The 25,712-nt window shown below is 61.7% G+C and carries 25 protein-coding genes and 1 tRNA gene; 15 read left to right on the top strand and 11 right to left on the bottom strand.

All coding sequences use genetic code 11. From position 1 onward, the window contains the following. The first annotated feature begins 149 nt into the window (after positions 1 to 149). Entirely contained in the window at positions 150 to 833 is a 684-nt protein-coding gene (locus tag ACDK93_RS18865) for a rhomboid family intramembrane serine protease (RefSeq protein WP_458072537.1), read from the top strand. Positions 834 to 848: 15 nt separating this feature from the next. Here ACDK93_RS18865 and ACDK93_RS18860 read toward each other — a convergent pair whose 3' ends face one another. Further along, positions 849 to 1,580 (bottom strand): glutamine amidotransferase, encoded by a 732-nt coding sequence (locus ACDK93_RS18860; RefSeq protein WP_458070551.1) that lies wholly within the window; start codon positions 1,578 to 1,580, stop codon positions 849 to 851. Positions 1,581 to 1,612: 32 nt separating this feature from the next. Beyond that, positions 1,613 to 3,448, bottom strand: coding sequence for a GspE/PulE family protein (locus ACDK93_RS18855; protein WP_458070550.1), 1,836 nt, complete (start codon positions 3,446 to 3,448; stop codon positions 1,613 to 1,615). 109 nt (positions 3,449 to 3,557) lie between these two features. On the opposite strand from ACDK93_RS18855, the gene glyQ reads away from it, so the two are divergent. Further along, positions 3,558 to 4,466: a glycine--tRNA ligase subunit alpha gene (gene glyQ, locus ACDK93_RS18850; protein ID WP_458070549.1), complete on the top strand. Its 909-nt coding sequence runs from the start codon at positions 3,558 to 3,560 to the stop codon at positions 4,464 to 4,466. After that, positions 4,463 to 6,610 carry a glycine--tRNA ligase subunit beta gene (glyS, locus tag ACDK93_RS18845; protein WP_458070548.1) on the top strand — a complete coding sequence of 716 codons (2,148 nt, stop codon included), beginning with the start codon at positions 4,463 to 4,465 and terminating at the stop codon, positions 6,608 to 6,610. Before glyQ ends, glyS begins: the two co-directional genes overlap by 4 nt. Before the next feature lie 92 nt (positions 6,611 to 6,702). Here glyS and ACDK93_RS18840 read toward each other — a convergent pair whose 3' ends face one another. Then, positions 6,703 to 7,287 (bottom strand): helix-turn-helix domain-containing protein, encoded by a 585-nt coding sequence (locus ACDK93_RS18840; RefSeq protein WP_458070547.1) that lies wholly within the window; start codon positions 7,285 to 7,287, stop codon positions 6,703 to 6,705. A 367-nt stretch (positions 7,288 to 7,654) separates the two neighbouring features. Between ACDK93_RS18840 and ACDK93_RS18835 the strand changes: the two genes are divergently transcribed. Next, complete coding sequence (locus ACDK93_RS18835) at positions 7,655 to 9,529, top strand: MFS transporter (RefSeq protein WP_458070546.1); 1,875 nt, start codon at positions 7,655 to 7,657, stop codon at positions 9,527 to 9,529. Positions 9,530 to 9,550: 21 nt separating this feature from the next. Here ACDK93_RS18835 and ACDK93_RS18830 read toward each other — a convergent pair whose 3' ends face one another. The 8 genes from ACDK93_RS18830 to ACDK93_RS18795 form a co-directional block, all read right to left on the bottom strand. Beyond that, positions 9,551 to 10,420, bottom strand: a complete 870-nt coding sequence (locus ACDK93_RS18830) for a beta-lactamase induction protein (RefSeq protein ID WP_458070545.1) — start codon at positions 10,418 to 10,420, stop codon at positions 9,551 to 9,553. Positions 10,421 to 10,517: 97 nt separating this feature from the next. Continuing rightward, positions 10,518 to 11,498: an NAD(+) diphosphatase gene (gene nudC / locus ACDK93_RS18825; protein ID WP_458070544.1), complete on the bottom strand. Its 981-nt coding sequence runs from the start codon at positions 11,496 to 11,498 to the stop codon at positions 10,518 to 10,520. A gap of 13 nt (positions 11,499 to 11,511) precedes the next feature. After that, complete coding sequence (gene erpA / locus ACDK93_RS18820; RefSeq protein ID WP_179480793.1) at positions 11,512 to 11,880, bottom strand: iron-sulfur cluster insertion protein ErpA; 369 nt, start codon at positions 11,878 to 11,880, stop codon at positions 11,512 to 11,514. 44 nt (positions 11,881 to 11,924) lie between these two features. After that, on the bottom strand, positions 11,925 to 12,344 hold the full coding sequence (locus tag ACDK93_RS18815) for a bactofilin family protein (protein WP_458070543.1): 420 nt from the start codon (positions 12,342 to 12,344) through the stop codon (positions 11,925 to 11,927). Then, positions 12,331 to 13,083: a DUF6776 family protein gene (locus ACDK93_RS18810; RefSeq protein WP_458070542.1), complete on the bottom strand. Its 753-nt coding sequence runs from the start codon at positions 13,081 to 13,083 to the stop codon at positions 12,331 to 12,333. Before ACDK93_RS18810 ends, ACDK93_RS18815 begins: the two co-directional genes overlap by 14 nt. Positions 13,084 to 13,203: 120 nt before the next feature. Further along, the gene (bfr, locus tag ACDK93_RS18805; protein ID WP_458070541.1) at positions 13,204 to 13,674 is read right to left on the bottom strand and encodes a bacterioferritin; all 471 of its coding nucleotides are present in this window, start codon (positions 13,672 to 13,674) and stop codon (positions 13,204 to 13,206) included. 165 nt (positions 13,675 to 13,839) lie between these two features. Beyond that, positions 13,840 to 14,049: a (2Fe-2S)-binding protein gene (locus ACDK93_RS18800; protein WP_458070540.1), complete on the bottom strand. Its 210-nt coding sequence runs from the start codon at positions 14,047 to 14,049 to the stop codon at positions 13,840 to 13,842. 49 nt (positions 14,050 to 14,098) lie between these two features. After that, entirely contained in the window at positions 14,099 to 14,659 is a 561-nt protein-coding gene (locus ACDK93_RS18795) for an RNA pyrophosphohydrolase (protein WP_458070539.1), read from the bottom strand. Between the two features lie 179 nt (positions 14,660 to 14,838). Between ACDK93_RS18795 and ACDK93_RS18790 the strand changes: the two genes are divergently transcribed. The 11 genes from ACDK93_RS18790 to ACDK93_RS18740 all read left to right on the top strand — a co-directional run bounded on the left by ACDK93_RS18790 (position 14,839) and on the right by ACDK93_RS18740 (position 25,498). Further along, positions 14,839 to 14,915, top strand: a tRNA-Met gene (locus ACDK93_RS18790). A 283-nt stretch (positions 14,916 to 15,198) separates the two neighbouring features. Continuing rightward, on the top strand, positions 15,199 to 15,723 hold the full coding sequence (locus tag ACDK93_RS18785; protein ID WP_458070538.1) for a hypothetical protein: 525 nt from the start codon (positions 15,199 to 15,201) through the stop codon (positions 15,721 to 15,723). A gap of 179 nt (positions 15,724 to 15,902) precedes the next feature. Then, positions 15,903 to 16,928, top strand: a complete 1,026-nt coding sequence (locus ACDK93_RS18780) for a type IV toxin-antitoxin system AbiEi family antitoxin (RefSeq protein ID WP_458070537.1) — start codon at positions 15,903 to 15,905, stop codon at positions 16,926 to 16,928. Next, a complete protein-coding gene (locus ACDK93_RS18775; protein ID WP_458070536.1) occupies positions 16,912 to 17,751 on the top strand; it encodes a nucleotidyl transferase AbiEii/AbiGii toxin family protein in 840 nt (279 codons plus the stop codon). The genes ACDK93_RS18780 and ACDK93_RS18775 overlap by 17 nt, the downstream gene beginning before the upstream one ends. 452 nt (positions 17,752 to 18,203) lie before the next feature. Next, positions 18,204 to 19,535 carry an IS4 family transposase gene (locus ACDK93_RS18770; protein ID WP_458070535.1) on the top strand — a complete coding sequence of 444 codons (1,332 nt, stop codon included), beginning with the start codon at positions 18,204 to 18,206 and terminating at the stop codon, positions 19,533 to 19,535. Between the two features lie 134 nt (positions 19,536 to 19,669). Continuing rightward, entirely contained in the window at positions 19,670 to 20,620 is a 951-nt protein-coding gene (locus ACDK93_RS18765; RefSeq protein WP_458070534.1) for an HNH endonuclease, read from the top strand. Beyond that, positions 20,617 to 20,967 (top strand): nucleotide pyrophosphohydrolase, encoded by a 351-nt coding sequence (locus tag ACDK93_RS18760; RefSeq protein ID WP_458070533.1) that lies wholly within the window; start codon positions 20,617 to 20,619, stop codon positions 20,965 to 20,967. The genes ACDK93_RS18765 and ACDK93_RS18760 overlap by 4 nt, the downstream gene beginning before the upstream one ends. A 36-nt stretch (positions 20,968 to 21,003) precedes the next feature. Beyond that, a complete protein-coding gene (locus ACDK93_RS18755; RefSeq protein WP_458070532.1) occupies positions 21,004 to 22,842 on the top strand; it encodes a type I restriction-modification system subunit M in 1,839 nt (612 codons plus the stop codon). Continuing rightward, positions 22,839 to 24,194: a restriction endonuclease subunit S gene (locus tag ACDK93_RS18750; protein ID WP_458070531.1), complete on the top strand. Its 1,356-nt coding sequence runs from the start codon at positions 22,839 to 22,841 to the stop codon at positions 24,192 to 24,194. Before ACDK93_RS18755 ends, ACDK93_RS18750 begins: the two co-directional genes overlap by 4 nt. Further along, positions 24,191 to 24,472 (top strand): hypothetical protein, encoded by a 282-nt coding sequence (locus tag ACDK93_RS18745; RefSeq protein WP_458070530.1) that lies wholly within the window; start codon positions 24,191 to 24,193, stop codon positions 24,470 to 24,472. The genes ACDK93_RS18750 and ACDK93_RS18745 overlap by 4 nt, the downstream gene beginning before the upstream one ends. Positions 24,473 to 24,568: 96 nt before the next feature. Further along, positions 24,569 to 25,498, top strand: a complete 930-nt coding sequence (locus tag ACDK93_RS18740; protein ID WP_458070529.1) for a DUF5655 domain-containing protein — start codon at positions 24,569 to 24,571, stop codon at positions 25,496 to 25,498. Positions 25,499 to 25,712 lie beyond the last annotated feature (214 nt).

Here is a 25,712-nt window from a genome sequence, read left to right as displayed (position 1 = left end):
AAACCTCCTGATCGATTGATCGGCGTGGTTTGGCCTCACCGAAAAACGTCAGGGACCGACGGTGCGAGACGCATCGCGCTGACGTGACGTCTCTAGGGACTTATGATGGTCGGGCCAGGCCATTTCGCTTTGGCGCCGAAGGACTGAATGTGTTTATTCACGTTGAAACACGCCGCCGCCCCCGCTGGCATTGGGCGACTTTGCTGGTGGTAAGCCTGTGCGTCGTCTGCTTTCTAATGCTGGCGCTGACGCCGGAACCCCAACGTGGACTGCTGCTGCTGGAATGGGGCACGGTGCCGGCAAACATCTTCAACTCGCACGAGCCCCTACTTCCGCAGTTGGCGGATCCGGCGCTGCTGCGGCTGTTCACGGCGCTGTTTATTCACGTCACCTGGTTGCATTTGCTGAGCAACATGCTCTTTTTGGCCATCTTTGGCTTGCCCGGCGAGCGCGCGCTGGGATCGTTGAGGTTTTTGCTGCTATTCGTGTTGGGCGGCATGGTGGCCAACTTGATTGGCGCGTTATCGCTAGCTGGCGTGCGTTTACCGATCATCGGATGCAGCGGTGCGGTCTCGGCCGTGGTGGGAACCTACGTCGCGCTGTTCCCCCGCGCGAAACTCGGGCTGGTCCTGCCACTGGGCCTCTACCTTGAATTCGTGAGGGTGCCGGCTTTCCTGTTGATCGGTCTATGGGCGCTGCTGCAGCTGCTTTTCAGCTATATCGGGCCGAGCTACGGCGCCTATGTCTGGTGGGCACACATCGGCGGCTTCATGTTCGGCGTAGTGTTTGCGCTGTTTTCCCGCGATTCGATCGCTCGTCGATTGCGCGGCTAAGCCTCCCGTTACAAATCAGCCGGCGGCTTGACTGCTCCAGCCATGCATTAGTGAAAAACGACGGAGCAACTGGCGGGCCACCGGAGTCGCAGCGACGGCTCGAAAGACACTCCTCGGGTCAAAACCCTCCCGCCGCATATCGCCATGCTTGCGCTTTACATAGTCGCGCATGACCTCGGCGTTGAACTCCGGATGGAACTGCGTGCTGACCGCCTTGGGGCCGTAACGCAGCAGCTGATGCGGATCGCGCTGCGATCGGGCCAGCACGGTCGCGTTTCCGGGCGCCTCGATGACGCTTTGTTCGTGCGTTGTATGCGCGCGAAAACTCGCCGGAAAATTTCCCGTCAGCGCGTCGCGCTTGGCTTCCTGAAGAAGCTCGATCGGCTGCGTGCCAATCTCACGACCGCCGGGAAGATAGTCCACGACACCACCCAAGGCATGCGCCATCAGCTGGTGGCCGTAGCACACGCCGAACAGCGGCAGTTCGGCATCCATGGCATCGCGTATCCACCCGGCCGTGCGCTCGCTCCACTCAGCGCGTTCGGTGACCATGGCTGCTGAGCCGGTAATGATGGCTCCAGCCACTTCCCGCGGCGCCGGCAAGGATTGGCCGACGCTTACATTCACTGTTTGCAGCCGGCGAGGCGCAACCCTTGTGCTGATACGGAACCAATGCGGGAAATCGCCATGACGGCCACGAATGGGATCCGGAGCGCGACCGGTCTGAATGATCAATACGGGTTTCATGCGGTGTCGGGTCAAAAACCGTTCGGACGTCTCTATGGCTGGACTTCTTCGGGAATCGTGTCGTCGAAAGTTTCCACGGGCGGCAGCACGGACAGGATTTCCTGGACCGTTGTCAGGCCGGCTGCTACCTGATCGGCCGCAGAAATCCGCAGCGGCCGCATGCCTTCCAATAGCGCCGCCTTGCCGAAATTTCCCAAATCCAGCTCGGAGGAAATAAGGCTGCGCAGCCTTGGCGATAGCCGCATCATTTCATAAATGCCGGTACGGCCGAGAAAGCCGGTGTTGCGGCATTCCAAACAGCCGAGTGGTTCAAAGACCTTTTCGGGAACCGGAATATCCCAGCCGTGAGTGAGCACATTCCACGCTTGCGGGTCCTGCGTCGTGGGCTGCTTGCAGTGCGGGCACAGCGTGCGCACCAGACGCTGGGCCACCACGCCGGTCAGGGTCGACTGGATCAGGTAATGCGGCACGCCCAGATCCAGCAGTCGCGTCACCGCGCTCGGCGAATCGTTGGTATGCAACGTGGACAGCACCAAGTGACCGGTCAGGGACGCCTGCACCGCCATTTGTGCCGTCTCCAGATCGCGAATTTCGCCGACCATGATGATGTCCGGATCCTGCCGCAGCAGGGTGCGCACGCCGGCGGCAAAATCCAGATCGATCGCCGCGTGCACCTGCATCTGATTGAATTCCGGCGAGACCATTTCGATCGGGTCTTCCACCGTGCAGACGTTGAGCTCGGGCGTCGCCAGATGCCGCAGGGTCGAATACAGCGTCGTGGTTTTGCCCGATCCGGTAGGGCCGGTGACCAGCACAATCCCGTGCGGACGCTCGACCATGCTGCGCCAGAGCACGCCCTCGCCTGGCGAAAAACCCAGCTGAGCGAAATCCTTGACGACCAGATCGGGGTCGAAGATACGCATCACCACTTTCTCGCCGAAAGCCGTCGGCATATTGGAGATGCGCAGCTCGACCTCGCGACCGGACGCCGAGCGCGTCTTGATGCGCCCGTCCTGCGGCCGGCGCTTCTCGGCCACGTCCATGCGCGCCAGGATCTTGATGCGCGCCGTCACGGCCGTCATTACCGGCGACGGCAGCTCAAAGACCTTATGCATGCGCCCGTCGATGCGGAAACGCATCATGCCGACTTCGCGCCGTGGCTCCAGATGGATATCCGAGGCGCGCTGCTCGAACGCGTACTGCAGCAGCCAGTCGACGATATGCACCACGTGACGATCGTCGGCACCGACTTCGCCGCCCTTTCCCAGCTCGACCAGCTGCTCGAAGTTGAGGATCGCCGACGACGTCTGGCTGGTGCCTTTGGCATCGTGCGCCAGCTGGATCGAACGCTGAACGCCGTAGAATTCCTGCAGATAGCGATTGATGTCGATCGGGCTGGACACCACACGCTTCACGTCACGGCGCAGCATCTGCGCCAGGTCGGCAGCCCATGCGGAATCGAACGGCTCACTGGTCGCAAACGTGACTTCGCCCGGAGAAACCGCGACAGGCAAAATACGGTGCCGCTGCGCGTACGCGTGGCTGACCACCTGCGTGACCGAGCCGGCGTTGATCTTCATCGGATCGATTTTCAGATACGGCAGGCCCGCGTGGCCGGCCAGCCATTCGGTCAGCGTTTCAAGCCGCAGCGGTCGGCCGGGGTCGCGCTGGTTGACCATCTTGGCATTGGCGATCAATACCAGCGGATGCAGTTCCACCGTGGCGCGCCCGGCGCGCGCGCCCATGCGCACCTGCTTGGCGTCGTCGGCGAGCAGATAACCGTCGACGACCAGCGCGGCCAGCATCTCGTCCAGTTCGAGGCGGCCGCGACGGCCGAGCAGGGATGCGATTTGCGGTGATACGGCCATCGCGTGTGACTCCGATAGTGTCCCGGTTGACGCGCGATCCGGTGAAAGCGCCCGGTGAAAAAGCAGCTGCAGCTATACTAATACGCTTTATCCACGGTCACGGAAAACCATGTCCGCGCGCACTTTTCAGGACGTCATTCAGACGCTCAACCGCTACTGGGCGGCGCAGGGTTGCGTGCTGCTGCAGCCGCTCGATCTCGAAGTCGGCGCCGGCACCTTTCATCCGGCCACGTTCTTGCGCTCGCTCGGCCCCGAGCCGTGGGCGGCGGCGTACGTGCAGCCGTGCCGTCGGCCGACCGACGGGCGTTATGGCGACAATCCGAATCGCCTGCAGCATTACTACCAGTACCAAGTCATGCTCAAGCCGAATCCGGAAAATATCCTGGAGCTGTATATCGGCTCGTTGAAGGAGCTGGGCATCGATCCGCTGGTGCACGATCTGCGCTTTGTCGAAGACAACTGGGAATCGCCGACGCTCGGCGCCTGGGGGCTTGGCTGGGAAGTCTGGCTCAACGGGATGGAAGTCACCCAGTTCACCTATTTCCAGCAGGCCGGTGGGCTTGAGTGCAAGCCGGTGACGGGTGAAATCACCTACGGCCTCGAACGCCTGGTGATGTATCTGCAGAATGTGGACAGCATCTACGACATCGTCTGGACGCACGCGCCCCACGGCGTGGTGACCTACGGCGATGTGTTCCATCAGAACGAAGTCGAGCAGAGCACCTACAACTTCGAACAGGCCAACGTGGCCGAGCTGCTGCACTGGTTCGACGTCAGCGAAGCCAGCGCCAATCAGCTGATCGCGGCCAACCTGCCGCTGCCGGCGTACGAACAGGTGATGAAAGCCAGCCACACCTTCAACCTGCTCGACGCGCGCCGCGCAATCAGCGTCACCGAACGCCAGCGCTACATCCTGCGGGTGCGCACGCTGTCGCGCAGCGTCGCCGAAACTTACGTGGCGCAGCGCGAAAAGCTCGGCTTTCCCGGCCTGAAACAGCCGAAGGAGCAGGCCGCATGAGCGCCACGAAATCACTTCTGATCGAGCTGGGTACCGAAGAGCTGCCGCCGAAGGCGCTGGATGAACTGTCGGCGTCGTTCTTGCGCGGTATCTGCAATGGTCTGGCCAAGCGCGGCATCGCCGGCGATCTCGATCAGGCCACGGCGTATGCGTCGCCGCGCCGTCTGGCCGTGCATATTCCCAACGTCGCTGCGGCGCAGCCGGAGCAATCCGTCGAGCGTCGGGGTCCTGCGCTCGGCGCCGCGCTCGACAAGGACGGCCAGCCGTCGAAAGCGCTGCTGGGTTTTGCGCAGTCCTGCGGCGTCGATGTGGCGCAGCTCGAAAAACTCGAAACCGACAAGGGCGGCTGGTATGTCTGGCGTACGGTCAAGCCGGCCCAGCCGCTGGCGGCGCTGCTGCCGGACATTGTCGACGAGGCGCTGAAAGGCCTGCCGATACCGCGGCCCATGCGCTGGGCCAGCCACGACTATAGCTTCGTGCGCCCGGCGCACTGGCTGGTGATGCTGCACGGTGCCGATATTATCAACGGCGAAGTTCTGGGCCTGACGAGCGGGCGTGCCTCGCGCGGCCATCGCTTCATGCATCCCAGTGCCGTCCAGGTGGCTGATGCCGACAGCTGGCTCGACGCCATGCGTGCGGCCAAAGTGCTGGCCGACCCGCAGGAGCGTCGCCAGCGCATCCGAGACGAAATCATCGCGGTGACTGCGCAGACTGGTGGCGTGCCGCGCGTGACCGACGAGCTCTTGAACGAGATCGCCAACCTCACCGAATGGCCGGTCGCGATCGCCTGCACCTTCGAGCGCGAATTTCTCGCGGTGCCGCCAGAAGCGCTGGTGACGACGATGGAGACGAATCAGAAGTTCGTCCCAGTGTTCGATGCCGCGGGCAAGCTCACCGAGCATTTCATCGGGATCGCCAATATCCACAGCAGCGATCCGGCCGAAATTCGCAAAGGCTACGAGCGGGTCATCCGGCCGCGCTTCGCCGACGCCAAGTTTTTCTGGGACGAGGATCTGAAAACGCCGCTCGCTGCGCAGATGGAACAGCTGAAGACCGTCACCTATCAGCAGTCGCTCGGCAGCGTGTGGGATAAAACCATCCGCGTGGCCGAGCTGGCGCGGATCATCGCCAATCGCGTCGGTGTCGACGCCGGCCAGGCGACGCGCGCCGCGTCGCTGAGCAAGTGCGATCTGCTGACGCGCATGGTCGGCGAGTTTCCCGAGCTGCAGGGCATCATGGGCCGCTACTACGCCCGACATGACGGTGAAACGGCCGAGGTGGCCGAGGCGCTGGACAGTTTTTACCAGCCGCGCTTTGGCGGCGATGCGATTGCGCCGGATGCGGTGGGCCGGGTGCTGGCCGTGGCGGAAAGGCTCGACACGCTGGCCGGCATTTTTGCCGTCGGCATGAAGCCCAGCGGCAACAAGGATCCGTTCGCGCTGCGCCGAGCCGCGCTGGGTATGGCGCGTACGTTGATCGAAGGTGGCCTCGAGATCGACCTGCGCAGCAGCTTCGTCGAGGCGCTGGAACTGCTGCCTGACGCGGCGCTTGCGGCAGGCCTCAAGCCGGGGAAGGACGGCACTCCGGCCCTGTTGGAAGCCGGCCCGCGTCGCGCTGCGCTGGCCGGCGAGCTCTACGACTTCGTGATGGACCGTTTGCGCGGTTACTACGCCGACCAGGGTTTCACCAGCGCGCCGTTCGAAGCGGTGCTGGCCGTACAGCCGGGCAGCCTGCCGGATTTCGATCGACGGCTGCGCGCCGTCGCCGAGTTTGGTTTGAGGCCGGAAGCTGCGAGTCTGGCGGCGGCCAACAAGCGGGTGGGGAGTATTCTGCGCAAGCAGGCCGAGGAGCCCGGTGCATCCGCCATCCCGCGCACGGTCGACCCGGCGCAGTTTGAATCCGAAGCGGAGCGCGATCTGGCCGAGGCGCTTGCCTCAGCGCAGCGGGAAGCGTCACCGTTTCTGCAGGCAGGCGACTATACGGCGGTGCTGGACCGACTCTCGCGGCTGCAGGCTCCGGTCGACGTGTTTTTCGAGAGCGTGCTGGTCAATGCGGAAAACCCGGCGGTGCGCGCTAACCGTCTAGCCCTGCTCGGCCAGCTGAAGGCGCAGTTCGGCGCTATCGCGGATATCTCGCTGCTCTGAGCACTCGGTCTTCGGCATAAAAAAAGCAGCCTAGCGGCTGCTTTTTTTATGGGTAACACGTTGCAACGTTGAACGCTGGAGGGAACGCCGCTTCAAGCCACCGGATTGCCCCGACCTTCGCGGATCCGCTTCGCCAGCCGATGATTGAACGTCAGCATTGCCGTGGTGTCGACATTGATGCCGCCGGGACCGAGGATTTCATAAAGATCGGCCAGCATGTCCGTGTTGTCGGCCAGCGTCAGCGGGCTGTCGGCCAGCTCCAGCTCCGATTGCAGGATCTTCATGGCGGTGTTGAGCCGCTGGGAATCCACGCCGTTGTCGTGCGCCGGCAGCATGCTGACCGATCCCGCGCCCATGCGGAGCTTTGGCCGCTGTGCGGATACCACCTCGGTGCTGTACTGCTCATCGGGTGCGGTGGTTGAGGGGTCGCTCTGGATTGCGCCCTCTCCCGCGACGAGCCAGACCAGCGATATGCCCAGCGTGCGCGCCAGCGTGACGCAGCGCGCGCGCGAGGGATCGGTGTTGCCATCGCGCCAGCTGCGCACCACCCCTTCCGAGAAGCCGCACATGCGGGCAATCTCCGTTGCACTGCCAACCCGCTGGATCAGCAGTTTGATGCGGTCCGAAAAGGTGCCTCCGGGTGTGGATGTCGGGGTAAAGGAAGGCTGCATGTTCATGGGAATGGCCGTGGCAAAAAGACTAAGAAATTACGAAGTATCGTGCCGAAGTACCCGGCTCGCAGCTCGCGCTCGACACGTTACTCGGATTTTGTGCTGCTTTTAAACGAAGTTGCGCTCACATTACGCCTTTGCCGCAAATATTTACACAACTTTACGTCACTGCCGTGACCAGGATTTTATATCCGCCAACCGCCAACCGCCAACCGCCAACCGCCAACGCTTTCCCCGGGGATTAGCCATGCTGCATCGCACGATGCCCCTCAAGCTACGCGCAGTTTCTTTCTTGGGAGTTTCGTAAGCTAACCTTCGGCAACGCGCCAGCGTGAGCGCGGTTGACAGCCTTCGGGCTATGCCAAGGAACGAGATGAGCCAATTCACCCTGCTGGGCAAGCGCCGGTTTGCGCCCTTCTTCTGGACCCAGGCGCTGGGCGCGTTCAACGATAACGTGTTTCGCAATGCCCTGGTGATGCTGGTGGCCTTCCAGATGGGGCTGGACGATCACACCGTGTCGCTTTACACGAACTTGGCTCCGGCGCTTTTCATCATCCCGTTTTTCCTTTTTTCTGCGACGGCAGGGCAGCTGGCCGAGAAGTTCGAAAAGACCCGGATCGTCCGCTACGTCAAACTTTTCGAAATCGCAGCCATGGTGCTGGCCGCCGTGGGTTTCTACACGCACAACACCGTGCTGCTGCTGATTGTGCTGTTTCTGATGGGCATGCACTCCACGACCTTCGGGCCGATCAAGTACGCCATCCTTCCGCAGGCGCTCAAGCCCGGCGAGCTGGTGGGCGGCAACGGCCTGATCGAGATGGGCACGCAGCTAGCCGTGCTGATCGGACTGATCGCCGGCAGCTCGCTGATGCAGATCGCGCATCTTGGCCCGCTACTGGCCGGCGCCGCGACCATCATGGTCGCGGTCGCGGGCTACCTTGCCAGCCGCAGCATTCCTGCCGCTCCGGCGACCGCGCCGGGGCTGACGTTCAACTGGAACCCGTTCACCGAGACGGCGCGCGTGTTGCGCATCACCAAGCAGGATCGCGGCGTGTTCAATGCCGTGCTGGGCATTTCCTGGTTCTGGTTTTTCGGCACCGTACTGGTGGCGCAGCTGCCGACGTATACCAAGCTCAATCTCGGTGGCGACGGGTCAGTCAACATTCTGGGGCTGACGTTGTTTTCGATCGGCACCGGCGTCGGCTCGCTGCTGTGCGAAAAAATGTCGGGCAAGCGCGTGGAAGTCGGGCTGGTGCCGTTGGGCGCATTCGGTCTGACGGCGTTCGGTATCGACCTGTTCTTCGCACGCTCGGGTCTGGCGCCGGCGCAGGGGTTGAACTGGGTGGCGTTCCTGCATGCCGCCGGCAGCTGGCGCATCGCGATGGATCTGACCCTGATCGGCGTGTTTGCGGGCTTCTACGTGGTGCCGCTGTTTGCCTTCATCCAGAGCCGCACGCCGCGCGACCGGCTGTCCCGCGTGATCGCCGGCAACAATATCCTCAACGCGCTGTTTATCGTCTGTGCCGCCGGTTTCGGCCTGGTCATGAGCGCCCTGGGCTTCGGTATACCCCAGATCTTTCTTGCCATCGCGATATTGAACGCGCTGGTGGCGCTGTACATTTTCACCCTGGTGCCCGAGTTCGTGATGCGATTCATCACCTGGGTGCTGGTGAATACGCTGTATCGGGTGCGCGTGGACGGTACGCAGAACGTTCCCGAAGAAGGCGCCGTGCTGCTGGTGTGCAACCACGTCAGCTTTATGGATCCGCTGCTGCTGATGGCCAATCTGCGGCGGCCGGCGCGTTTCGTCATGTACTACAAGATTTTCAATATCCCGCTGCTGCGTTTCGTGTTCCGCACGGCCAAAGCCATTCCGATCGCCGGCCACAAGGAAGACCCGGCCCTGTTGCAGACGGCTTATGACGCCATTGATGAAGCACTGGCCGACGGCGAAGTGGTTTGCATTTTTCCCGAAGGCGCACTGACGCGCGATGGCCAGATCGCCACGTTCCGCACCGGCGTGGAAAAAATCCTCGCGCGCCGGCCGGTGCCGGTCGTGCCCATGGCCTTGCGCGGTCTGTGGGGCAGCGTCTGGAGCAAGCGCGATTCAATGCTGCACCGTTCGCGGTTGCCGCGGCGATTCCGCGCGCGCGTGGAGCTGGTGATCGATCCGCCGATCGCGCCGGCAGCAGCTACGGCCGCTGCGCTGGAGCAGCGTGTAGGTGAACTGCGCGGAGCGATGGCCTGACGCGCCGTCGCCCCATCCCCGTCAGCTTAGCCAGCCCCCAATCACGACCAGGGCCACGGCGCTCAGCCACGCCAGCAGGGCGCGCAGCAGGGCGCCGCGCAACCGCAGCAGTTCCGTCAGCGGTTCGCTGCGCTCTTCGAAATAGCCGTCGCCCGCTTCGATATCGCTGAGGATGTCGGCCTGCGCCGCGGCGCCGAGAAAGCCCGGCTCCGCGCTGTACCAGCTGGTGGGCGCCGCCTGGCTGTGCCAGCGGCGCCACGCGCCGATCACGGCCTCCCAGTGACCCACCACGGCGAGCGTAAAGGTCAGCAGCTGCGCGGGCAGCCAGTCCAGCGCGTTGGCCAGATAACGCGCGGCCGTGCGGCTGCCGGCATCGAGCGCCAGCGACTCGTCGCGCGCCAGCGTCTGCGCCAAACGATAAAGCAGTGCGCCAAACGGACCGAGCAGAAAAAACCACAGCAGCACGGCAAACCGGCGGCGAAGCGCGGCATACGCCACCGCTTCGCCCAGCGCAGGCGCTGTCCAGATCACTGTGCCGCCATCGTCGACCAGCTGCTGTGCGGCGGCCTGCCGACTGGCGCCATCGGGCGCTTTCAGAATCGCTTCGATATCGACTTCGAACTCGCGCGGGCCAAAGCAGAACAGCAGCACGGCCAGAGAAAACAGCAGGCCCAGCAGCTCGCCCAGCGGCGGATGATCGAACAGCCACGACAGCAGCAGGCAGAGCGCCAGCGGTGGCAGCAGCGCCAGCGCCACGCGGCCGCTGCCGCTGGTGTCGGCCAGCTGTGCGACCCAGCGCCGAAACAGCCCATCGCGACGCCAGCGCGCCAGTTGCGGCATGACGTGCAGCAGGCCAAGAGCAATTAGAGCGGTAAGCAGTCGGATAGCCATGAACACACACACCCGCGAAGCGAGCGCGCATTGTATGCGAGTGGTTAGGCGGCAGCGATCAACCGTGGCTTAAACGGCGGCGCGCTACTCGAATCAATCAACTTGCTTTAGCGACCAATTCATCCAGATCCAGCCCGGCCCGCTGCTTCAGCCAATGCGCCAGCAGCTGGTAGGACACCGACAGTGCCATCGAGGGGAGAAAGCTGCCGTCGGCCAGGCCGTCGACAATTTGCTGCGGCGTGAACCAGCGCGCGTCTTCCAGCTCGCGGTCGCGCAGAGTGATGTGTGGCGATGAGGCGGTGGCGATAAAGCCCACCATCAGCGAGGCCGGCATCGGCCACGGTTGCGACGAGTGGTACTGAATGTCATCGACGATGACGCCGGATTCCTCCGCCACTTCGCGGCGCACCGCGTCTTCCAGCGACTCGCCCGGTTCCACGAAACCGGCCAACGTGGAATAGCGCCCCGGCGGCCAGACTGCCTGGCGGCCCAGCAGACAGGTGCCCTCGTATTCCACCAGCATGATTACCGCGGCGTCGGTGCGCGGGAAATGCATGTGGGCGCCGTGCGGGTTGGTGCAGCGGGCGCGGTGCCCCGCGGCGACCAGTTCCAGCGATGCGCCACAGCGGTTGCAGTAGCGCATCTCGCGCTGCCAGTGCGCCAGGCCTTTGGCGTAGGCGAACAAGCCGGCCTCATCGGCGGCCAGCTGCAGGCCGGCGGAGCGCAGGCTCATGCGGCGAGCAGCGAGGATTTCTTCGAGCTGATCGACTGGCGCGGTTTCTTCCAGCGTCAGCAGGAAATGCGCGGTGGTATTGACACGGCCAAGAAAGCTGGCGGGAACGGCGCCGCCCAGCGCTTCGCCCAGTGCATCACGCTCGCGCTTGTCCAGCCAGCGCAGCGCTTCGCGATCGCGGTGCATGAACGCCTGGCCCGTCGCATCCAGCAGCAGATAACGGGCATCAGATGCGTCGGCCTGTTGCTCGATCCACGCCACGTCGTCGCGCCGCTCTGCCGTGCGGTCGAGAAACAGGCTGAGTCCGGCAAACGTGTTCTGGTGCGGCGGTGCGTCCCGGTCCATCAAGACAATCCGCTCAAGTGGAGAACGATGAGCCGCAGCCGCAGGTGGTCTTGGCGTTCGGGTTGCTGATGACGAACTGCGAGCCGCTGAGGTTTTCGGCGTAGTCGATCTGCGCGCCGGTCAGGTACTGCAGCGACAGCGGGTCGCACAGCAGCGTGACGCCTTCGCGCTCCAGCGCAAAATCATCTTCGGCCTGGGCCTCGTCGAAGGTAAAGCCGTACTGGAAACCCGAGCAGCCGCCGCCGGTGATGTACACGCGCAGTTTCAGCGCCGGATTGCCTTCTTCGGCAATCAGCTCGTGCACCTTGTGGGCGGCGGCGGCGGTGAACAGCAGCGGCTCGCCGCTGCTGCGATAGTCGGGGATGGTGAGCAAGGTTTCCATGGTCTATCAATGGGGGCCGTGGCAGACGGGTGCAAGCATACGCCCTATGCCGTTACACCTTCATTCAATGCCTCGGGGGCGGGCAACTCGCGCGTGGTCTCGTCGGCCTGGCGCGCGATGCGCCCGTTGACCTGGGCGCCGGCGGCCATTTCCATCGTGTGGTAACGCAGATCGCCGTCGATGCGCGCCTGCGCCGCCAGCTCGAGCCGCACACTGACGTAAACGTCGCCGGTGACATGGCCGTTGATCACCGCGTGCGGGACGCGAATTTCGCCCTGCACTTGCCCGTGCTCGCTGAGCGTGAAAACGGCATCGTCGCCTTCGCCGAGCACGGCGCCCTCGATGCGGCCGTCCAGATGCAGCGCGCCGCTGAAGCGCAGGTCGCCGCGGATGACCGTGCCGTGCGCTATCAGGCTGGTGTCCTGGCTGGTCGGGCTGCGTTCGTTGCGTTTACGGTTGAGCATCGTGATCCCCCTGAGCGGTGATGATATTGCCACTGAGCGCATCTTCCCAGGACACGGTTTGCATGACGGACGCTTCGCCTGCTGTCTGAATGCCGATATGCAGACGCATCGGACGAAAATTCGCCGGCAGCACGATCGTGCCGTGCAGCTGCTCAAAGTACATCAGGCGGAACGGCAGGCCATCCTTTTGCGCCGTGTTGCCCAGCGCGGCCCAGTCCAGCTGCACCACCTTATTGTCGCGCAGGCCTTCCACGCTCACCGTGACAGTGCCGGTGATTTCGTCGTTACGCCTGGCCGCTTGCATAAGGCTCAGCATCAGATTCCAGCCGTGCGAGCCGGAGATCGGCTCCAGCTTCGCTTCCTGCAGCTTCAGGCCCTGGTGCTGCGTATCGCCGCCGACCAGCCGCGAATAGAAGCCGAGATTGGCGCGCAGGCCGCTGATTTCCTCTTCGCGCTGGGTCAGGGTCACGCGCAGCGACTTGGTGGCCACATCGTTGACCTGCGCATCGCGCTGTGCGTTCGCCAGCTGCTGCTTCAGATTCTCGATTTGCGCATTCAGCGCGCGCTGCTGCCGGTGATCCACGGCAACCGGGTCGGCGTGGTGGCTCAGCAGCCCCACCAAAAGGCCCGTCACCAGCAGGCTGCCGATCCAGGCGGTGGCCAACCCGAGCTGGAGCCGCTTCGCACTGACGTCGTCGTGCCTGCGCACCACGAAACGCGGCGGGGGTCGTGACACCATGCGGGTCGTCCCAAGGAAAACCCAAGGTATAGCCCCGGCGCAAGGAGGGCGTCAAGAAACGCGCGCCCACTGGCAGGCCCATCGCGGCGCGCCCGTTACGGACGCTCCCCGCGGCGAGCCTCAGCTCTTGGCTTTGTTCTGCAGGTAGCGCTCGGCGCCGATGTCCTTGATCAGGCTGAACTGGGTTTCCAGCCAGTCGATGTGCTCTTCCTCGTCGTGCAGGATGGCCTTGAACATGTCGCGGCTGACATAGTCGGCGACGCCTTCGCTGTAGCCGATCGCCTCGCGCAGGTCGCGCACCGCGTCGATCTCCAGGTCCAGATCACCCTGGATGCACTCCAGCACGTTCTCGCCGATGCGCAGCTTGCCCAGATGCTGCAGATTGGGCAGGCCGTCGAGGAAAAGAATGCGCTCGATCATGCGATCGGCGTGCCTCATTTCCTCGATCGACTCCTTGTACTCGTGGTCGGCAAGCTCGGTATAGCCCCAGTCCTTGAACATGCGGTAATGCAGAAAGTACTGGTTGATCGCGGTCAACTCGTTGTACAGCACCTTGTTGAGGTACTCGATAACCTTAGCATCACCTTTCATGGGAGTCTCCGACTGACCTTTCAAAACGTGCCGACACTATACAAACGCCGACGGCCGGGCGGTTGAATGGGAATGGCTATGGTTTGCTTGCGGGTTGGCCGACGCTGCGTAGAGCGTCGGCTTGTGCATCGATCGGCAGCACGCTGACGTGCTGCAAGGGTCGAATCAGGCGGCGACGCCCGGCCACTGCAGCAGCGTGTGGTGCTCGATGGCCTTGGCCAGCGTGGCGCGGGCCATCGGCTCGCAGCATCCGCAGCAGTCCGAACAGCCCGTGCGCGCCTGCAGCTCGCTGAAGGACTGCACGCCGTCGGCCGCCTCGCGGCGGATGTCATGGTCGGTCACGGCGTTGCACAGGCATATATACATGCTGCGCATGAGAACGCGAATGCGAATGATTGTCAACAAACCGGAGAAAGCCGAGGCTCTATGCGGCCTCACAGCCCTTGCGCGGGCCGCCGCCTGAAGGGTCGTCGTTATTTCGCGGCGGTAGCGTGCCCAGCTGCAGGCTGCACAGCCCTTCGACGTGCGGCGCAAAGTGGCGCAGCGCGCGTTCGTACACTTCCCGCTTGAAATTCACCACGTGCGCGGCCGGATACCAGAAGTCGACCCAGCGCCACAGGTCGAACTCCGGCTTGTCGCAGGCGTCCAGCTTCAACGCCTCCTCGCCGCCAATCAGCTTCAGCAGAAACCACACCTGCTTCTGCCCGATGCACGTCGGGCGCTGGTGATGGCGCACATAGCGATTGGGCAGCCGATAGCGCAGCCAGCCGTGGGTGGCCGCGACCACTTCGACGTGCTGCGGCGCCAGGCCGGTTTCTTCTTCCAGCTCGCGGTACATCGCTTCCAGCGGGGTTTCGTCGGTGCGCATGCCGCCCTGCGGAAACTGCCAACCGTCGCGGTTGACCCGGCGCGCCCAAAACAGCTGCCCCTGGGCATTCAAAATCACAATGCCTACGTTCGGACGGTATCCATCAATGTCGATCATCGGGCCTCCTGGTGCCATGCCGCGCAGTGCCTGCGCGCATCGCCTAGCCGCTTCCATGCCCGATTCAACCACAGCCCATCAACCAGCAGCAAGCGCCGCACTTGTACCGCCAGGCAGCCGCCATTACACTTTCGCGCCCCGCCGAGGTCGCCCGGATCCGGTATAGTGGGCAACCCCATGGCTATGTAGCTCAGCCGGTTAGAGCACAGCACTCATAATGCTGGGGTCGGTGGTTCGAGTCCACCCATAGCCACCATGCCTATCTATCTGATTGATAAGGCAGACTTTCCTAGCGTTTCTGCATCGTTTTGGCCAAGTGCTACAGCGAGTGCTACATCAAGTGCTACATCGCATAGGAAGAGTCTTCACCTAGTCTTCACCTCCCGTATCGTCGTTCCTCGTGATCTTCGGGGTTGGGCCGTGCGGAGATCACTAGAAGTCTGCGGGCAACCGACTTACGCGAAGCCAGGCGCAAGAACTTGCTTTGGGAGCCTCATATCGGCACCCTGCTCAGCCGTTTGCGAAGACACGGCCGTAGGATGAAGCAAGAAGAACTGGAAGCGCTGACACAGCGTTACCTCGCGGCCTCGTTCGACGAGATTGAGGATCGCCTAGCTCTGGACTGGAGTTCGGGTGGCCTGGAGATTCACTCCTCGCAGATCAACGAGCGTTGCCACGAGCTCTCAGGGGCTTTGGCGGCAGCCGATGTGTCCTCGGCAATCGAGCTTGCAGCCGAGATGGCCCCGCAGGCTGATGAGCAGGCACGTCGGAAACTCGCGCGGCGCCTGATTGAGGTGCAGCTAAATGCAGGAATAGCTGAGCTTCGTGCGATTGCTGGCGAGCCCCTGAGGCGTCCTGAGGGAACCGGCAGAGCTTCTAGGGTCGCAGTGCCAAAGACGAAGCCGACCCCCAAGGTTTCCGAGATGGCTAAGTTGTACGCGGAAGAGCGGATCGCCCAGGGTCGCTGGTCGCCGAAGACAGCCAAGCAGGGCGTCACGATCTTTGAACTGGTCGCAGAGATGCTGGTGCAAGGTGACCCAGCGGGGGGTAACGCGCATGCCTAATATGTTGGACACCCCCGCGGAAATTTCCGTCAAACATTTCAGCCGATCGTTCGACGGTCGCGTTGCGAAGGCACGCTGTCCAACAATTCGTCTTGTCCACGGCGCGTGGACGCAGGCTCTCAGTGGACGCCATTGTCCAATATTGACCGCTGTCCACGCACCATGGACAATGCAAATAAATGGACAAGACTACCCAACAACCCGGAGACATCATACTTCTTGCAGCCATGCAGGCAGCGCAGAAGCATGGCTTGGAAGCCCGTCTGGTTACCGCTGAGACCGCCAAAGGAGGGCGGCACGTCGACGCTGTTGTTGATATTCAGTATGGCGAGCACAAGGCGCGGTACGAGGTCGAGACCAAGCAGGGCCTTCGCCCTGGGACGCTCGGTGCCGTCGTCCATCAGCTCCGTCACCTGGGGCCGAACAAGATGCTGGTGACGGATTACGTAACCCCGAACCTCGCCGACGAACTACGCAACCGGCAAGTGCACTTCATGGATGCGGCGGGTAACGCTTATCTGGCGACGCCTGACTTCATGGTCTGGGTGAAAGGTGAGCGCCCGCGTGTCGCACCTGAGGCTGCAACAGACACAGGGCGCGCCTTCACGGCCACGGGTCTGCAAGTGCTGTTTACTCTGCTGTGCGCACCGGAGCGCGCCGCGCTTCCTTATCGAGACATCGCGAAGTTGGCGGGCGTGGCTCATGGCACGGTCGGCTGGGTCATGGCCGAGCTGCCGCGCCTAGGCTTTCTGGCGACCGTCCCACACCACGGCCGGCGCCTGGTGAACGTCGAGACCCTCCTCGCTCAGTGGACAGAGGGATACGCACGCACACTGCGGCCCAAAATGGTCCTTGGCCGCTATCGCGCCGAGACCTTGGAGTGGACTACTGCGGATAACGCGCTGCGCTACGACCTTGCCCTAGGCGGGGAACCTGCGGCCGCCCAGCTAACGCAGCACCTCAGGCCCGGCACCGCGACGTTCTATGGCAATCGTATCGAGCCGCGTCTACTTCTAGAGCAGCGACTGCGGCCGGATGCTGCAGGCAATGTGGAAGTGCTTCGTCGATTCTGGGCGTTCCCGGATGACAAGCCGGGCCTCGTGCCCACACTGCTCGTCTATGCGGACCTTCTGGCGATTGGTGATGCGCGATGTCTAGAGGCCGCGACACTACTCTATGGGCCTATCCTTGATCGACTTAAGTAGCGATCGCCGCCTGGGGCCGATGGCGGACGTCGTGCGGGCTGTCCAGGCACAGACAGGTGACACGCCTATCCTCCTTGTCGGGGCGACGGCGCGGGACATCTTGTTGACATATGCGCACGGTATTGCCATCGCCCGCGGTACGGCGGACATCGACTTCGCGCTGGCAACTCAGAACTGGCTGGCGTTCGAGAGCATAAGAACGAGCCTCATAGAGACCGGCGAATTCACCGCGGCGCGCGGCACCATGCATAGGCTGCTGTACAAGAACGGCGTGCCGGTCGACATCATCCCCTTCGACGGTGTGGAAGGAGCCAATCGGCATATCGAATGGCCGCCCGAGCACGATGTCGCGATGAACGTGCTTGGCTATCGCGAGGCACTCCAGTTTGCCGAGCTTGTCCGTTTACCTGGTGACTCTGTTCTCAGCGTCATCTCGCTACCAGCCTTGATGCTGGTGAAGTTGATCGCCTGGTCCGAGCGTGGCCGCACTGCGCCTGGAAAGGATGCCTATGACATATATCTGGTGCTGCAAAACTATCTCGATGCCGGCAACAGTCAACGACTCTCCGGTGACGCGGCTTACCTGTTGGACGACACCTTCGACTACAGCCGGACGGGTGCGTGGTTGCTGGGTGCAGATGCAAGATCTGTCCTTGACCAGCCCGGCAACGAACAGTCCATCACCATCATCACCAGCATTCTGGCGCCGCAGGTCGATCCTGCCGGCACTCTTCGACTGGCGGCCGAGATGGATCGTGCAGACCCTGTGCGCGCCTTGTCGCTGCTGCAGGAGTTTCACAAGGGTTTCCTCGGGCGCCGCTAAGCAGGTCCAGTGCGGCAGCCGATCACGCGCTGTGAGGAGCCCGAACTACGCCACGATGGACGATGGTTCGAGTCCACTTTTAACTCTCGAATACCTCTGGTGCGGACGAGTTATCGGGCCTTGACGCTACGGTTAGCCCTATGGAAATTTGCTCCGAAATTCTGGCGGCCGGACCGATTGTGTTACGACGAGTGTTACGAGAAGTGCTACATCAACTGCTACATTGAGCCGGACCGCCCCGGCGGAAAGCCGCATAAATGCTAGGTTCTTCGGTTGGACGGTGGCTATGCTTCCCCTCCACCCATAGCCACCACGTCGCCTTTGGCGAACCAAGCCTTTCGAGGATGTCCGATAACCCCGCTCAGTAGCGTAATGCTGTTCACTTAAGCATTGCATCGTAGCCAGGGCGTCCCAAGAATCTGGCCTTCACGTGTTGAAGGCCGGATTTTTTTGTGTCCCTGCAAAGTGTTCTGTTTGATATCGATGAGCTGCACTCGTTCTCTGATCTGAGTACCTTCGCGCAGCACATTCCTGTCGAGTGGGTAGCCTCGGCGCTGGACCTTTCCTCCTCGGCCACAATTCGCCGCCGGCGTTTACCGTCGGATCAGGTGCTGTGGCTGGTGCTGGGCATGGCACTGTTTCGTAACGAGCCGATCTCGGAGGTGGCTCGTCGCCTGAACATCTGCGCACAAGGCTTGGCCAGCGACAGTCTGTTGGCGCGCAGTGGCGTCTCTCAGGCGCGTCAGCGCCTTGGCGCCGAGCCGCTGCAATGCCTGTTCCGTCAGACCGGCGAGTGCTGGGGCAAGGAGCGCTATCCCGGCGATGACTGGCACGGCTTGCAGGTGCTGGCCGCCGATGGCGCGGTGTTGCGCACTCCGGACACCCCGGCATTGCGTGAACACTTCGGCTCGGGCAATACCAGCACCGATCGCCAGACGCCGTTCCCGATGATGCGACTGGTCGCCCTGATGAATGTCCGTTCGCACGTCATGCTGGATGCCCAGCTTAGTCCTTATCGGCGCAGCGAAATTCGCTTGGCCGATGAGTTCATCGACCGCATACCGGACCGCTCAATCACCCTGTTGGACAAGGGCTTCTGGAGCGCTGACCTGCTGCTGCGTCTGGCCGGTGGCGGCCAACAACGGCATTGGCTGATTCCTGCTCGCAAAGATCTGGTGTGCGAGACACGGGAGACTTACCACGCCGATGATCAGTGGGTGCAGATGAAGGTCTCGCCGCAGGCACGCAAACGCAACCCCGAACTGCCTGCGGTCTGGGAAGTACGTGCCGTGAGCTACATGCACAAGGGACAGCGAAGAACGGTCTACACCTCGCTGCCAGCCGAGCATTACTCCAGCGAAGCCGTTGCACAGTTGTATCGGGAGCGCTGGGAAATCGAGTTAGGCTTCCGGGACATCAAGAGCTCCCTGCAACACAACGCCGTCACGCTGCGCAGCAAGACCGTCGCGTTGATCTATCAGGAAGTCTGGGGTTTGCTCCTGGGCTACAACGTGATCCGTCGCGAGGCCAGTCAGGCCGCCGTGGCGCACGGCCAAGAGCCAGCCCGAGTGCGCTTCAAGTTCGCCTATCAATACATCGCCGCCCAACTCATTGTCATGGCGGCAGCGCAACCTCTATCACGCACCGGAGTGCGACTGGCTCAACTCAGGGCCGGAATCGGCAACCTGTTTCTGGATAGACGACCTCGGCCTTCCAGGCCGAGGTCCGTCAAAATATCCAAGACTCGCTACCCCGTGAATCGAAAGGCTGCTCCGCTTAAGTGAACAGCATTGCGCTCAGTAGCGGGGTTTTTTGTGCCCACAGGCCTGACAGATGCGCGGGAGATGGTCTCGGAGCACCACCGCATCCCGAGGGTGGTGCGGCGTGACTTGGTTCTCCAGGCGCGTGCATACTCGCCATGCTGCGGCTTAGCCTGATGCACGAAGGGGAACATATGAAGTTCTGGCTAGGGGTGACGGACAATCGCTGGTTCGACTTCAACGCTGCGCATGGCTTCGACGAGGTCAATTTTTGGCAACCATCGTCGCGAGCGCCATTTTCCAACCTTCCGGCGGGCACGCCGTTTCTCTTCAAGCTGAAACGTCCGCACAACCACATTGCGGGCGGTGGTCGATTCGTTCGTTATACGACCCTGCCTTTGACGATGGCGTGGGAGTTGTTCGGCCAGAAGAACGGTGCCGACTCGCTGCGCTACCTGGTCGACCTGATCTCCGACAACGCACATGCGCAGGCTGGGGCGGATCGTCTGATCGGCTGCACCGTCGTGTCGGAAGTATTCTTTCTTCCGCGCGAGGCCTGGATTCCGGTGGCCGACCTGTTCCCCGGAAACCTGATGCAGGGCAAGACCTATGACTCCGAGGCGCCCGATGGCGCCACGCTGTGGATGCGAATACTCGCGTCACTTCCGGTGGGGTCAGCGAGTGCAGCCATTGCTGAAGAAGGTGCTCGATACGGTCAGGAATACCTGCAGCGCGGTCGTCTCGGCCAGGCTGCCTTCCGGGCGCTGGTGCTGGATGCCTACGGCCGCAAATGTGCTCTTACTGGCGAGTCGACCGCGCCGGTGCTGGAGGCTGCGCACATCCGGCCGTACGCCGATGAAGGCCGACATGTAACGTCCAACGGTCTATTGTTGCGATCCGACTTCCACAAGCTGTTCGATCTTGGGCTGCTGACGGTAGAGCCCGACTATCGCATTCGCATCAGTTCGCGCATCCGCGATCAGTATTTCAATGGCAAGGCTTACTACCGGCTCGACGGACAGCCACTGGCCGCACTTCCCGATTTTTCTGGCGACCAGCCCGACCGCGACGCGCTGCGCTGGCACAACGACAACAGGTTCCTCGGATGAGCATCGTCATCGATCAAGCACTGACCCGCGAGATTTTGGATTTCCGCAGTGCGCGCGACTGGGAGCAGTTCCACACCCTGCGTACGCTTTCCAGTTCGCTGGTCATCGAGGCGGCTGAGCTGTCCGAGCTGACCCAGTGGACATCGGACGCGGATCTTACCCGGCGAGCCGGTGAAGTCCGCACGCGACTGGAAGAAGAAGTGTCGGACCTGCTCATCCTGATGACCTATCTGGTGCACGATCAGGGCATCGACGTGGCTACTGCCATTCGCAACAAGTTGCAGGCAAACGACCGCAAGTATCCCGTCGAAAAGTTCAAGGGTACTTCGCGCAAATACAACGAATGACGCCAACGGCTATTAGCCAGGGAATACGTTTCACGCATGAATCAAGCATCTCTTTCCGCCCTGATCTGGTCGGTCGCCGACCTGCTTCGCGGTGACTACAGGCAATCCGAATACGGCCGGGTGATTTTGTCCTTCACCGTGCTGCGTCGTCTGGACTGCGTGCTGGAGCCCACCAAGGCCGCCGTGCTGGCGGAGAACGAGGCCAAGACCAAGGCCGGCCTCAATCCGGAAGCGTTTCTGCTGCGAAAGGCGAAACAGTCGTTCTACAACACCTCGCCGCTGGATCTGCCCACCTTGCTGGGCGATCAGGACAATATCCGTCAGAACCTCTACGCGTACGCGCAGGCGTTTTCGCCGAACGTGCGCGACATCTTCGAGCGCTTCGATTTCTACACGCAGGTCGAGCGGCTGGCCAAGGCCAACCTGCTGTATCTGGTCACCGAAAAGTTCGCCAACATCAACCTGCATCCGGACGTGGTGGACAACGCGCAGATGGGGCTGGTGTTCGAGGAGCTGATCCGCAAGTTTGCCGAGCTCTCCAACGAAACCGCCGGTGAGCACTTCACTCCGCGCGAAGTCATCCGGCTGATGGTCAACCTCATCTTTATCGAGGACGACGACGTGCTCAGCCAGGGCAACGCCGTGGTGCGTACCATCTATGACCCAACAGCAGGCACCGGCGGCATGCTCTCCGTCGCGGCCGAGCATCTGCTGCAACACAACCCTGCGGCGCGGCTCACCCTGTTCGGGCAGGAGTTGAACGACGAGTCGTACGCCATCTGCAAGGCCGACATGCTGATCCGCGGGCAGGACGTGGGCAACATGGTCGCCGGCAACACGCTCAGCGAAGACGGCCACGGCAGGCGCAAGTTCGACTACATGCTGTCCAATCCGCCGTTCGGCGTGGAATGGAAAAAGGTCGAAAAGACCGTGCGCAAGGAGCACGAAGAAAAAGGCTTCGACGGCCGCTTCGGCCCCGGCCTGCCGCGCGTGTCCGACGGCTCTATGCTGTTCCTCATGCACCTGCTGGCCAAGATGCGCCCGGCCACCGACGGCGGCAGCCGCTTCGGCATCGTGCTCAACGGCTCGCCGCTGTTTACCGGCGGCGCCGGCAGTGGCGAATCGGAAATCCGCCGCTACGTGCTGGAAAACGATCTGGTGGAAGCCATCATCGGCCTGCCCACCGACATGTTCTACAACACCGGCATCGCTACCTACGTGTGGATCATCTCCAACAAAAAGCCGGGCGACCGCAAGGGCTTTGTGCAGCTGATCGACGCCAGCAGCTTCTGGCAAAAGATGCGCAAAAGCCTGGGCAGCAAGCGCAAGGAAATGAACGACGAGCACATCGCCACCGTTACCAAACTCTTTGGCGAGTTCGCCGAAGCAGAGCTGGCCACCGTGCTCGACGCCAGCGGCAAGGAAGTGAGCCGCCAGGTGATCGCTGCCGCTGAGTTCGCCCCCGAGCCGCCCGCCGGTGGCAAGGTCAAGGTTGTACCGCTGGCGCGCGTTTTCAAAAACGAGGATTTCGGCTACACCACCATCACCGTCGAGCGCCCGCTGCGCGATGAAAACGGCAAGCCGGTGATCAACCTCAAAGGAAAGCTCAAAGGCCAGCCGCAGTCCGACAGCGCGCTGCGCGATACCGAAAACGTGCCGCTGGGCGAAGACATCAAGGCCTACTTCCAGCGTGAAGTGCTGCCGCACGCACCCGACGCGTGGATAGACGAAGCCAAGAGCAAGGTCGGCTACGAAATTCCGTTCAACCGGCACTTCTACGTGTTCGAGCCGCCGCGCGATCTGCATGAGATCGATGAGGAGTTGAAGGGCGTGTCGGCGCGGATCATGGCGATGCTGGGGGAGTTGGCGGAATGAGCCTTGCTAGGTATTTGGATTACAAAGCTAGTGGTTTGCCATGGCTCGGTGAGATCCCAACGCATTGGCAAGTTGTGCAAAGCCGAAGATATTTCTCAGAGCGAAAAGAAAGGGCTGTTGATCGGGATCGACAACTTACAGCCTCGCAGAAATACGGAGTGTTGTATCAAGACATTTTCACTGCAATCGAAGGTCAGAAAGTTGTGCAGGTTATCTTGGGCGCCGACATTCTCAAGCATGTAGAACCCAACGACTTCGTTATCAGCATGAGGAGTTTTCAGGGCGGCATTGAATGGTGTCCGTTTCGGGGAAGCATAAGCTCTGCTTACGTTATGCTCATTCCGTCAGCCCAAATTGATGCCAAATTCTTTCGCTATCTATTTAAAAGTGTTCCTTATATTCAAGCGCTTCAGTCAACCACCAATTTAGTCCGCGACGGGCAGGCCATGAGGTTTAGCAATTTTGCTCAAGTTGATTTGCCTCTTTTACCTACGGACGAGCAAGCCGCCATTGCCGCCTTCCTCGACCGCGAGACCGGCAAGATCGATGCGCTGATTGCCGAGCAGGAAAAGCTGCTGACCCTGCTGGCCGAAAAGCGCCAGGCCACCATCTCCCACGCCGTCACCCGCGGCCTCAACCCCAACGCCCCGATGAAAGACTCCGGCGTGCCGTGGCTGGGCGAAGTGCCTGCGCATTGGTTGATCGGTCGCATCAAGCATGTGATTAGCTCAATCGAACAAGGTTGGAGTCCCCAGTGTGAAAACTACCCAGCCGAGACTTCCGAAGAGTGGGGTGTTCTCAAAGTTGGTTGCGTAAACGGCGGGGTGTTCAGGCCTTCAGAGAACAAGCGGTTGCCGGATGAGCTAGAGCCAATGTCTCAGTACGCGTTGAGGCAAGGCGACTTGCTGATTTCACGGGCGAACGCTCGTGATCTGGTTGGCGGCGCAGCGGTCGTCACCGAAGATCACCCCAAATTGCTCCTGTGCGACAAACTGTACAGGTTGCGCATGGATGGAGCTTTTTGCCTTGCTGAGTTCCTCGCCGCGCTTCTCGGCGCAGACGGTGCACGATCTCAGATCGAGCTTCATGCATCTGGTGCTAGCAGCTCCATGTTGAATATCGGCCAATCTGTGATCCTTGATATGCCCGTCGCGCTCCCACCTATCGAAGAACAGTTTCGGATTGTGGCTTTCATCGGAATGGAACGCCACAGACTGGATGAGCTCCAGTGCGAATCGAAGCACGCCATCGATTTGCTAAAAGAGCGCCGCAGCGCCCTGATCGCCGCCGCCGTCACCGGTAAAATCGACGTGCGAAGCACGTCGCAGACAAAGGAGGAGGCTTGCGCGTGAAACGTATTGAACTACTGCTAGCAGTTTGTGCGTTCGCTACCGGTCTGCTGTCCGCTTGGTACTGGCTGAAGGCGAGCAAAGTGCCTGCGGATCCAGGTTGGGGGAAGGGCGGAATGGTCGAGTCTGGTATCCATGCACTGTCGCAAGATGCATGGATTGCCGCCATGCTCCAAGCGGCTTCAGAGTCATCTCGACTGAACAAGATCGCTGCACGTTGGACCGCTGCAACAGCGGCTTTGACCGTCACGGGCGCACTCATCGGTGCATTGAACGGATAGGTTGAGCGCGGGCAGAGGGGAGGGCCTGGTCGTAAGCGTGCTACTGCGACGGCTGCGCTTCAGTGCTCGTATTTTGAGAATTAACAGGGAGTGGTAATGAGTGACATTCAATTGTTCCGCCTGACTGGCAGCGAAGCAGTAGAACTATCTGGTCGCTCCGTAACGGTCGAAAAGCAGTTGCAGTCTCTGATCGAAGCGCAGATGCCAACCTTCCTCGGCGTGCGCTTCCTCGCCAGCGAATACGCTACCGGCAAGACGCACCGCGGCCGGATCGACTCGCTGGGGCTGGACGAAAACGGCTGCCCGGTGATTATCGAGTACAAGCGGCACAGCAACGAAAACGTGATGAGCCAGGGCCTGTTCTATCTGGACTGGTTGCTCGATCACCGTGCCGAGTTCCAGTGGCTGGTGATGGAGAAGCTGGGCAAGGACATCGCCAACGACATCGACTGGGCCGGCACCCGACTGCTCTGCATCGCCGCTGACTTCACCCGCTACGACCAGCACGCGGTGCAGCAGATACCGCGCAACATAGAGCTGATTCGTTACAAGCTCTTCGGCGATGACTTGCTGCTGCTCGATTTGGTCAACGCGGTGACTGTGGACGATGCCACCACGGTCAAAGAGAAGCTGGTAGAAGGCAATGTATCTGCCAAGACAAAGACGTTAGGCAAGGACAAGACGGCAGAAGAGCAGCTGGAACAGGCGCACCCTGAAATCCGCGCCTTGTACGAGGTAGTTTCCAGTCAGTTACTTGCACTTGGTGACGATGTGCAGGAAAAGCACTTGAAGCTGTATGTCGCGTTCCGTCGACTTAAAAACTTTGCTTGCGTTATTCCATACAAGGACAAGCTGCTGGTCATGCTGAAGTTGAACCCCGATACGGTCGCACTGGAAGCCGGCTTCAGCCGCGACGTGCGCAACATCGGCAAGTGGGGCACCGGTGATCTTGAACTGTGTTTACGGAACCAGGCCGATCTTCAGCGCGCAAAGCCATTGCTAGAGCGCAGTTACGGCGAGAGTTGAGTGGCCGCTCGAAGATCTACTGCGGCACCGAAGTGTTGTCCACATTGCAACGATCGTCGCCTTTTGAGCAACAGCTGGGCCGTTGGTGGTTGGCGCAAGATCCCGGCCAATGAGAGTCGCCCTGGCCGCTGATTTCACCTCCTACTGAAATTGAAATTATCGGCACCGCTGATCTCGGTTGCTATACCGTAACGACCGCGCCAGCCAGCAGACA

Source organism: Rhodanobacter sp. BL-MT-08, from assembly GCF_054161255.1.
This window is presented reverse-complemented; position numbering and strand designations above follow the sequence as displayed.

Excerpts from the sequence above, each read along its gene's own strand:
- ACDK93_RS18800 (WP_458070540.1), bottom strand. The coding sequence starts at position 14,049 with ATGCGCAGCATGTATATATGCCTGTGCAACGCCGTGACCGACCATGAC.
- bfr (WP_458070541.1), bottom strand. The coding sequence starts at position 13,674 with ATGAAAGGTGATGCTAAGGTTATCGAGTACCTCAACAAGGTGCTGTAC.
- ACDK93_RS18855 (WP_458070550.1), bottom strand. The coding sequence starts at position 3,448 with ATGGCCGTATCACCGCAAATCGCATCCCTGCTCGGCCGTCGCGGCCGC.
- ACDK93_RS18830 (WP_458070545.1), bottom strand. The coding sequence starts at position 10,420 with ATGGCTATCCGACTGCTTACCGCTCTAATTGCTCTTGGCCTGCTGCAC.
- ACDK93_RS18765 (WP_458070534.1), top strand. The coding sequence starts at position 19,670 with ATGCTGCGGCTTAGCCTGATGCACGAAGGGGAACATATGAAGTTCTGG.
- ACDK93_RS18835 (WP_458070546.1), top strand. The coding sequence starts at position 7,655 with ATGAGCCAATTCACCCTGCTGGGCAAGCGCCGGTTTGCGCCCTTCTTC.
- ACDK93_RS18755 (WP_458070532.1), top strand. The coding sequence starts at position 21,004 with ATGAATCAAGCATCTCTTTCCGCCCTGATCTGGTCGGTCGCCGACCTG.
- ACDK93_RS18810 (WP_458070542.1), bottom strand. The coding sequence starts at position 13,083 with ATGGTGTCACGACCCCCGCCGCGTTTCGTGGTGCGCAGGCACGACGAC.
- nudC (WP_458070544.1), bottom strand. The coding sequence starts at position 11,498 with ATGGACCGGGACGCACCGCCGCACCAGAACACGTTTGCCGGACTCAGC.
- glyQ (WP_458070549.1), top strand. The coding sequence starts at position 3,558 with ATGTCCGCGCGCACTTTTCAGGACGTCATTCAGACGCTCAACCGCTAC.
- glyS (WP_458070548.1), top strand. The coding sequence starts at position 4,463 with ATGAGCGCCACGAAATCACTTCTGATCGAGCTGGGTACCGAAGAGCTG.
- ACDK93_RS18760 (WP_458070533.1), top strand. The coding sequence starts at position 20,617 with ATGAGCATCGTCATCGATCAAGCACTGACCCGCGAGATTTTGGATTTC.
- ACDK93_RS18750 (WP_458070531.1), top strand. The coding sequence starts at position 22,839 with ATGAGCCTTGCTAGGTATTTGGATTACAAAGCTAGTGGTTTGCCATGG.
- ACDK93_RS18740 (WP_458070529.1), top strand. The coding sequence starts at position 24,569 with ATGAGTGACATTCAATTGTTCCGCCTGACTGGCAGCGAAGCAGTAGAA.
- ACDK93_RS18860 (WP_458070551.1), bottom strand. The coding sequence starts at position 1,580 with ATGAAACCCGTATTGATCATTCAGACCGGTCGCGCTCCGGATCCCATT.
- ACDK93_RS18815 (WP_458070543.1), bottom strand. The coding sequence starts at position 12,344 with ATGCTCAACCGTAAACGCAACGAACGCAGCCCGACCAGCCAGGACACC.
- ACDK93_RS18795 (WP_458070539.1), bottom strand. The coding sequence starts at position 14,659 with ATGATCGACATTGATGGATACCGTCCGAACGTAGGCATTGTGATTTTG.
- ACDK93_RS18785 (WP_458070538.1), top strand. The coding sequence starts at position 15,199 with ATGAAGCAAGAAGAACTGGAAGCGCTGACACAGCGTTACCTCGCGGCC.
- erpA (WP_179480793.1), bottom strand. The coding sequence starts at position 11,880 with ATGGAAACCTTGCTCACCATCCCCGACTATCGCAGCAGCGGCGAGCCG.
- ACDK93_RS18780 (WP_458070537.1), top strand. The coding sequence starts at position 15,903 with ATGGACAAGACTACCCAACAACCCGGAGACATCATACTTCTTGCAGCC.
- ACDK93_RS18840 (WP_458070547.1), bottom strand. The coding sequence starts at position 7,287 with ATGAACATGCAGCCTTCCTTTACCCCGACATCCACACCCGGAGGCACC.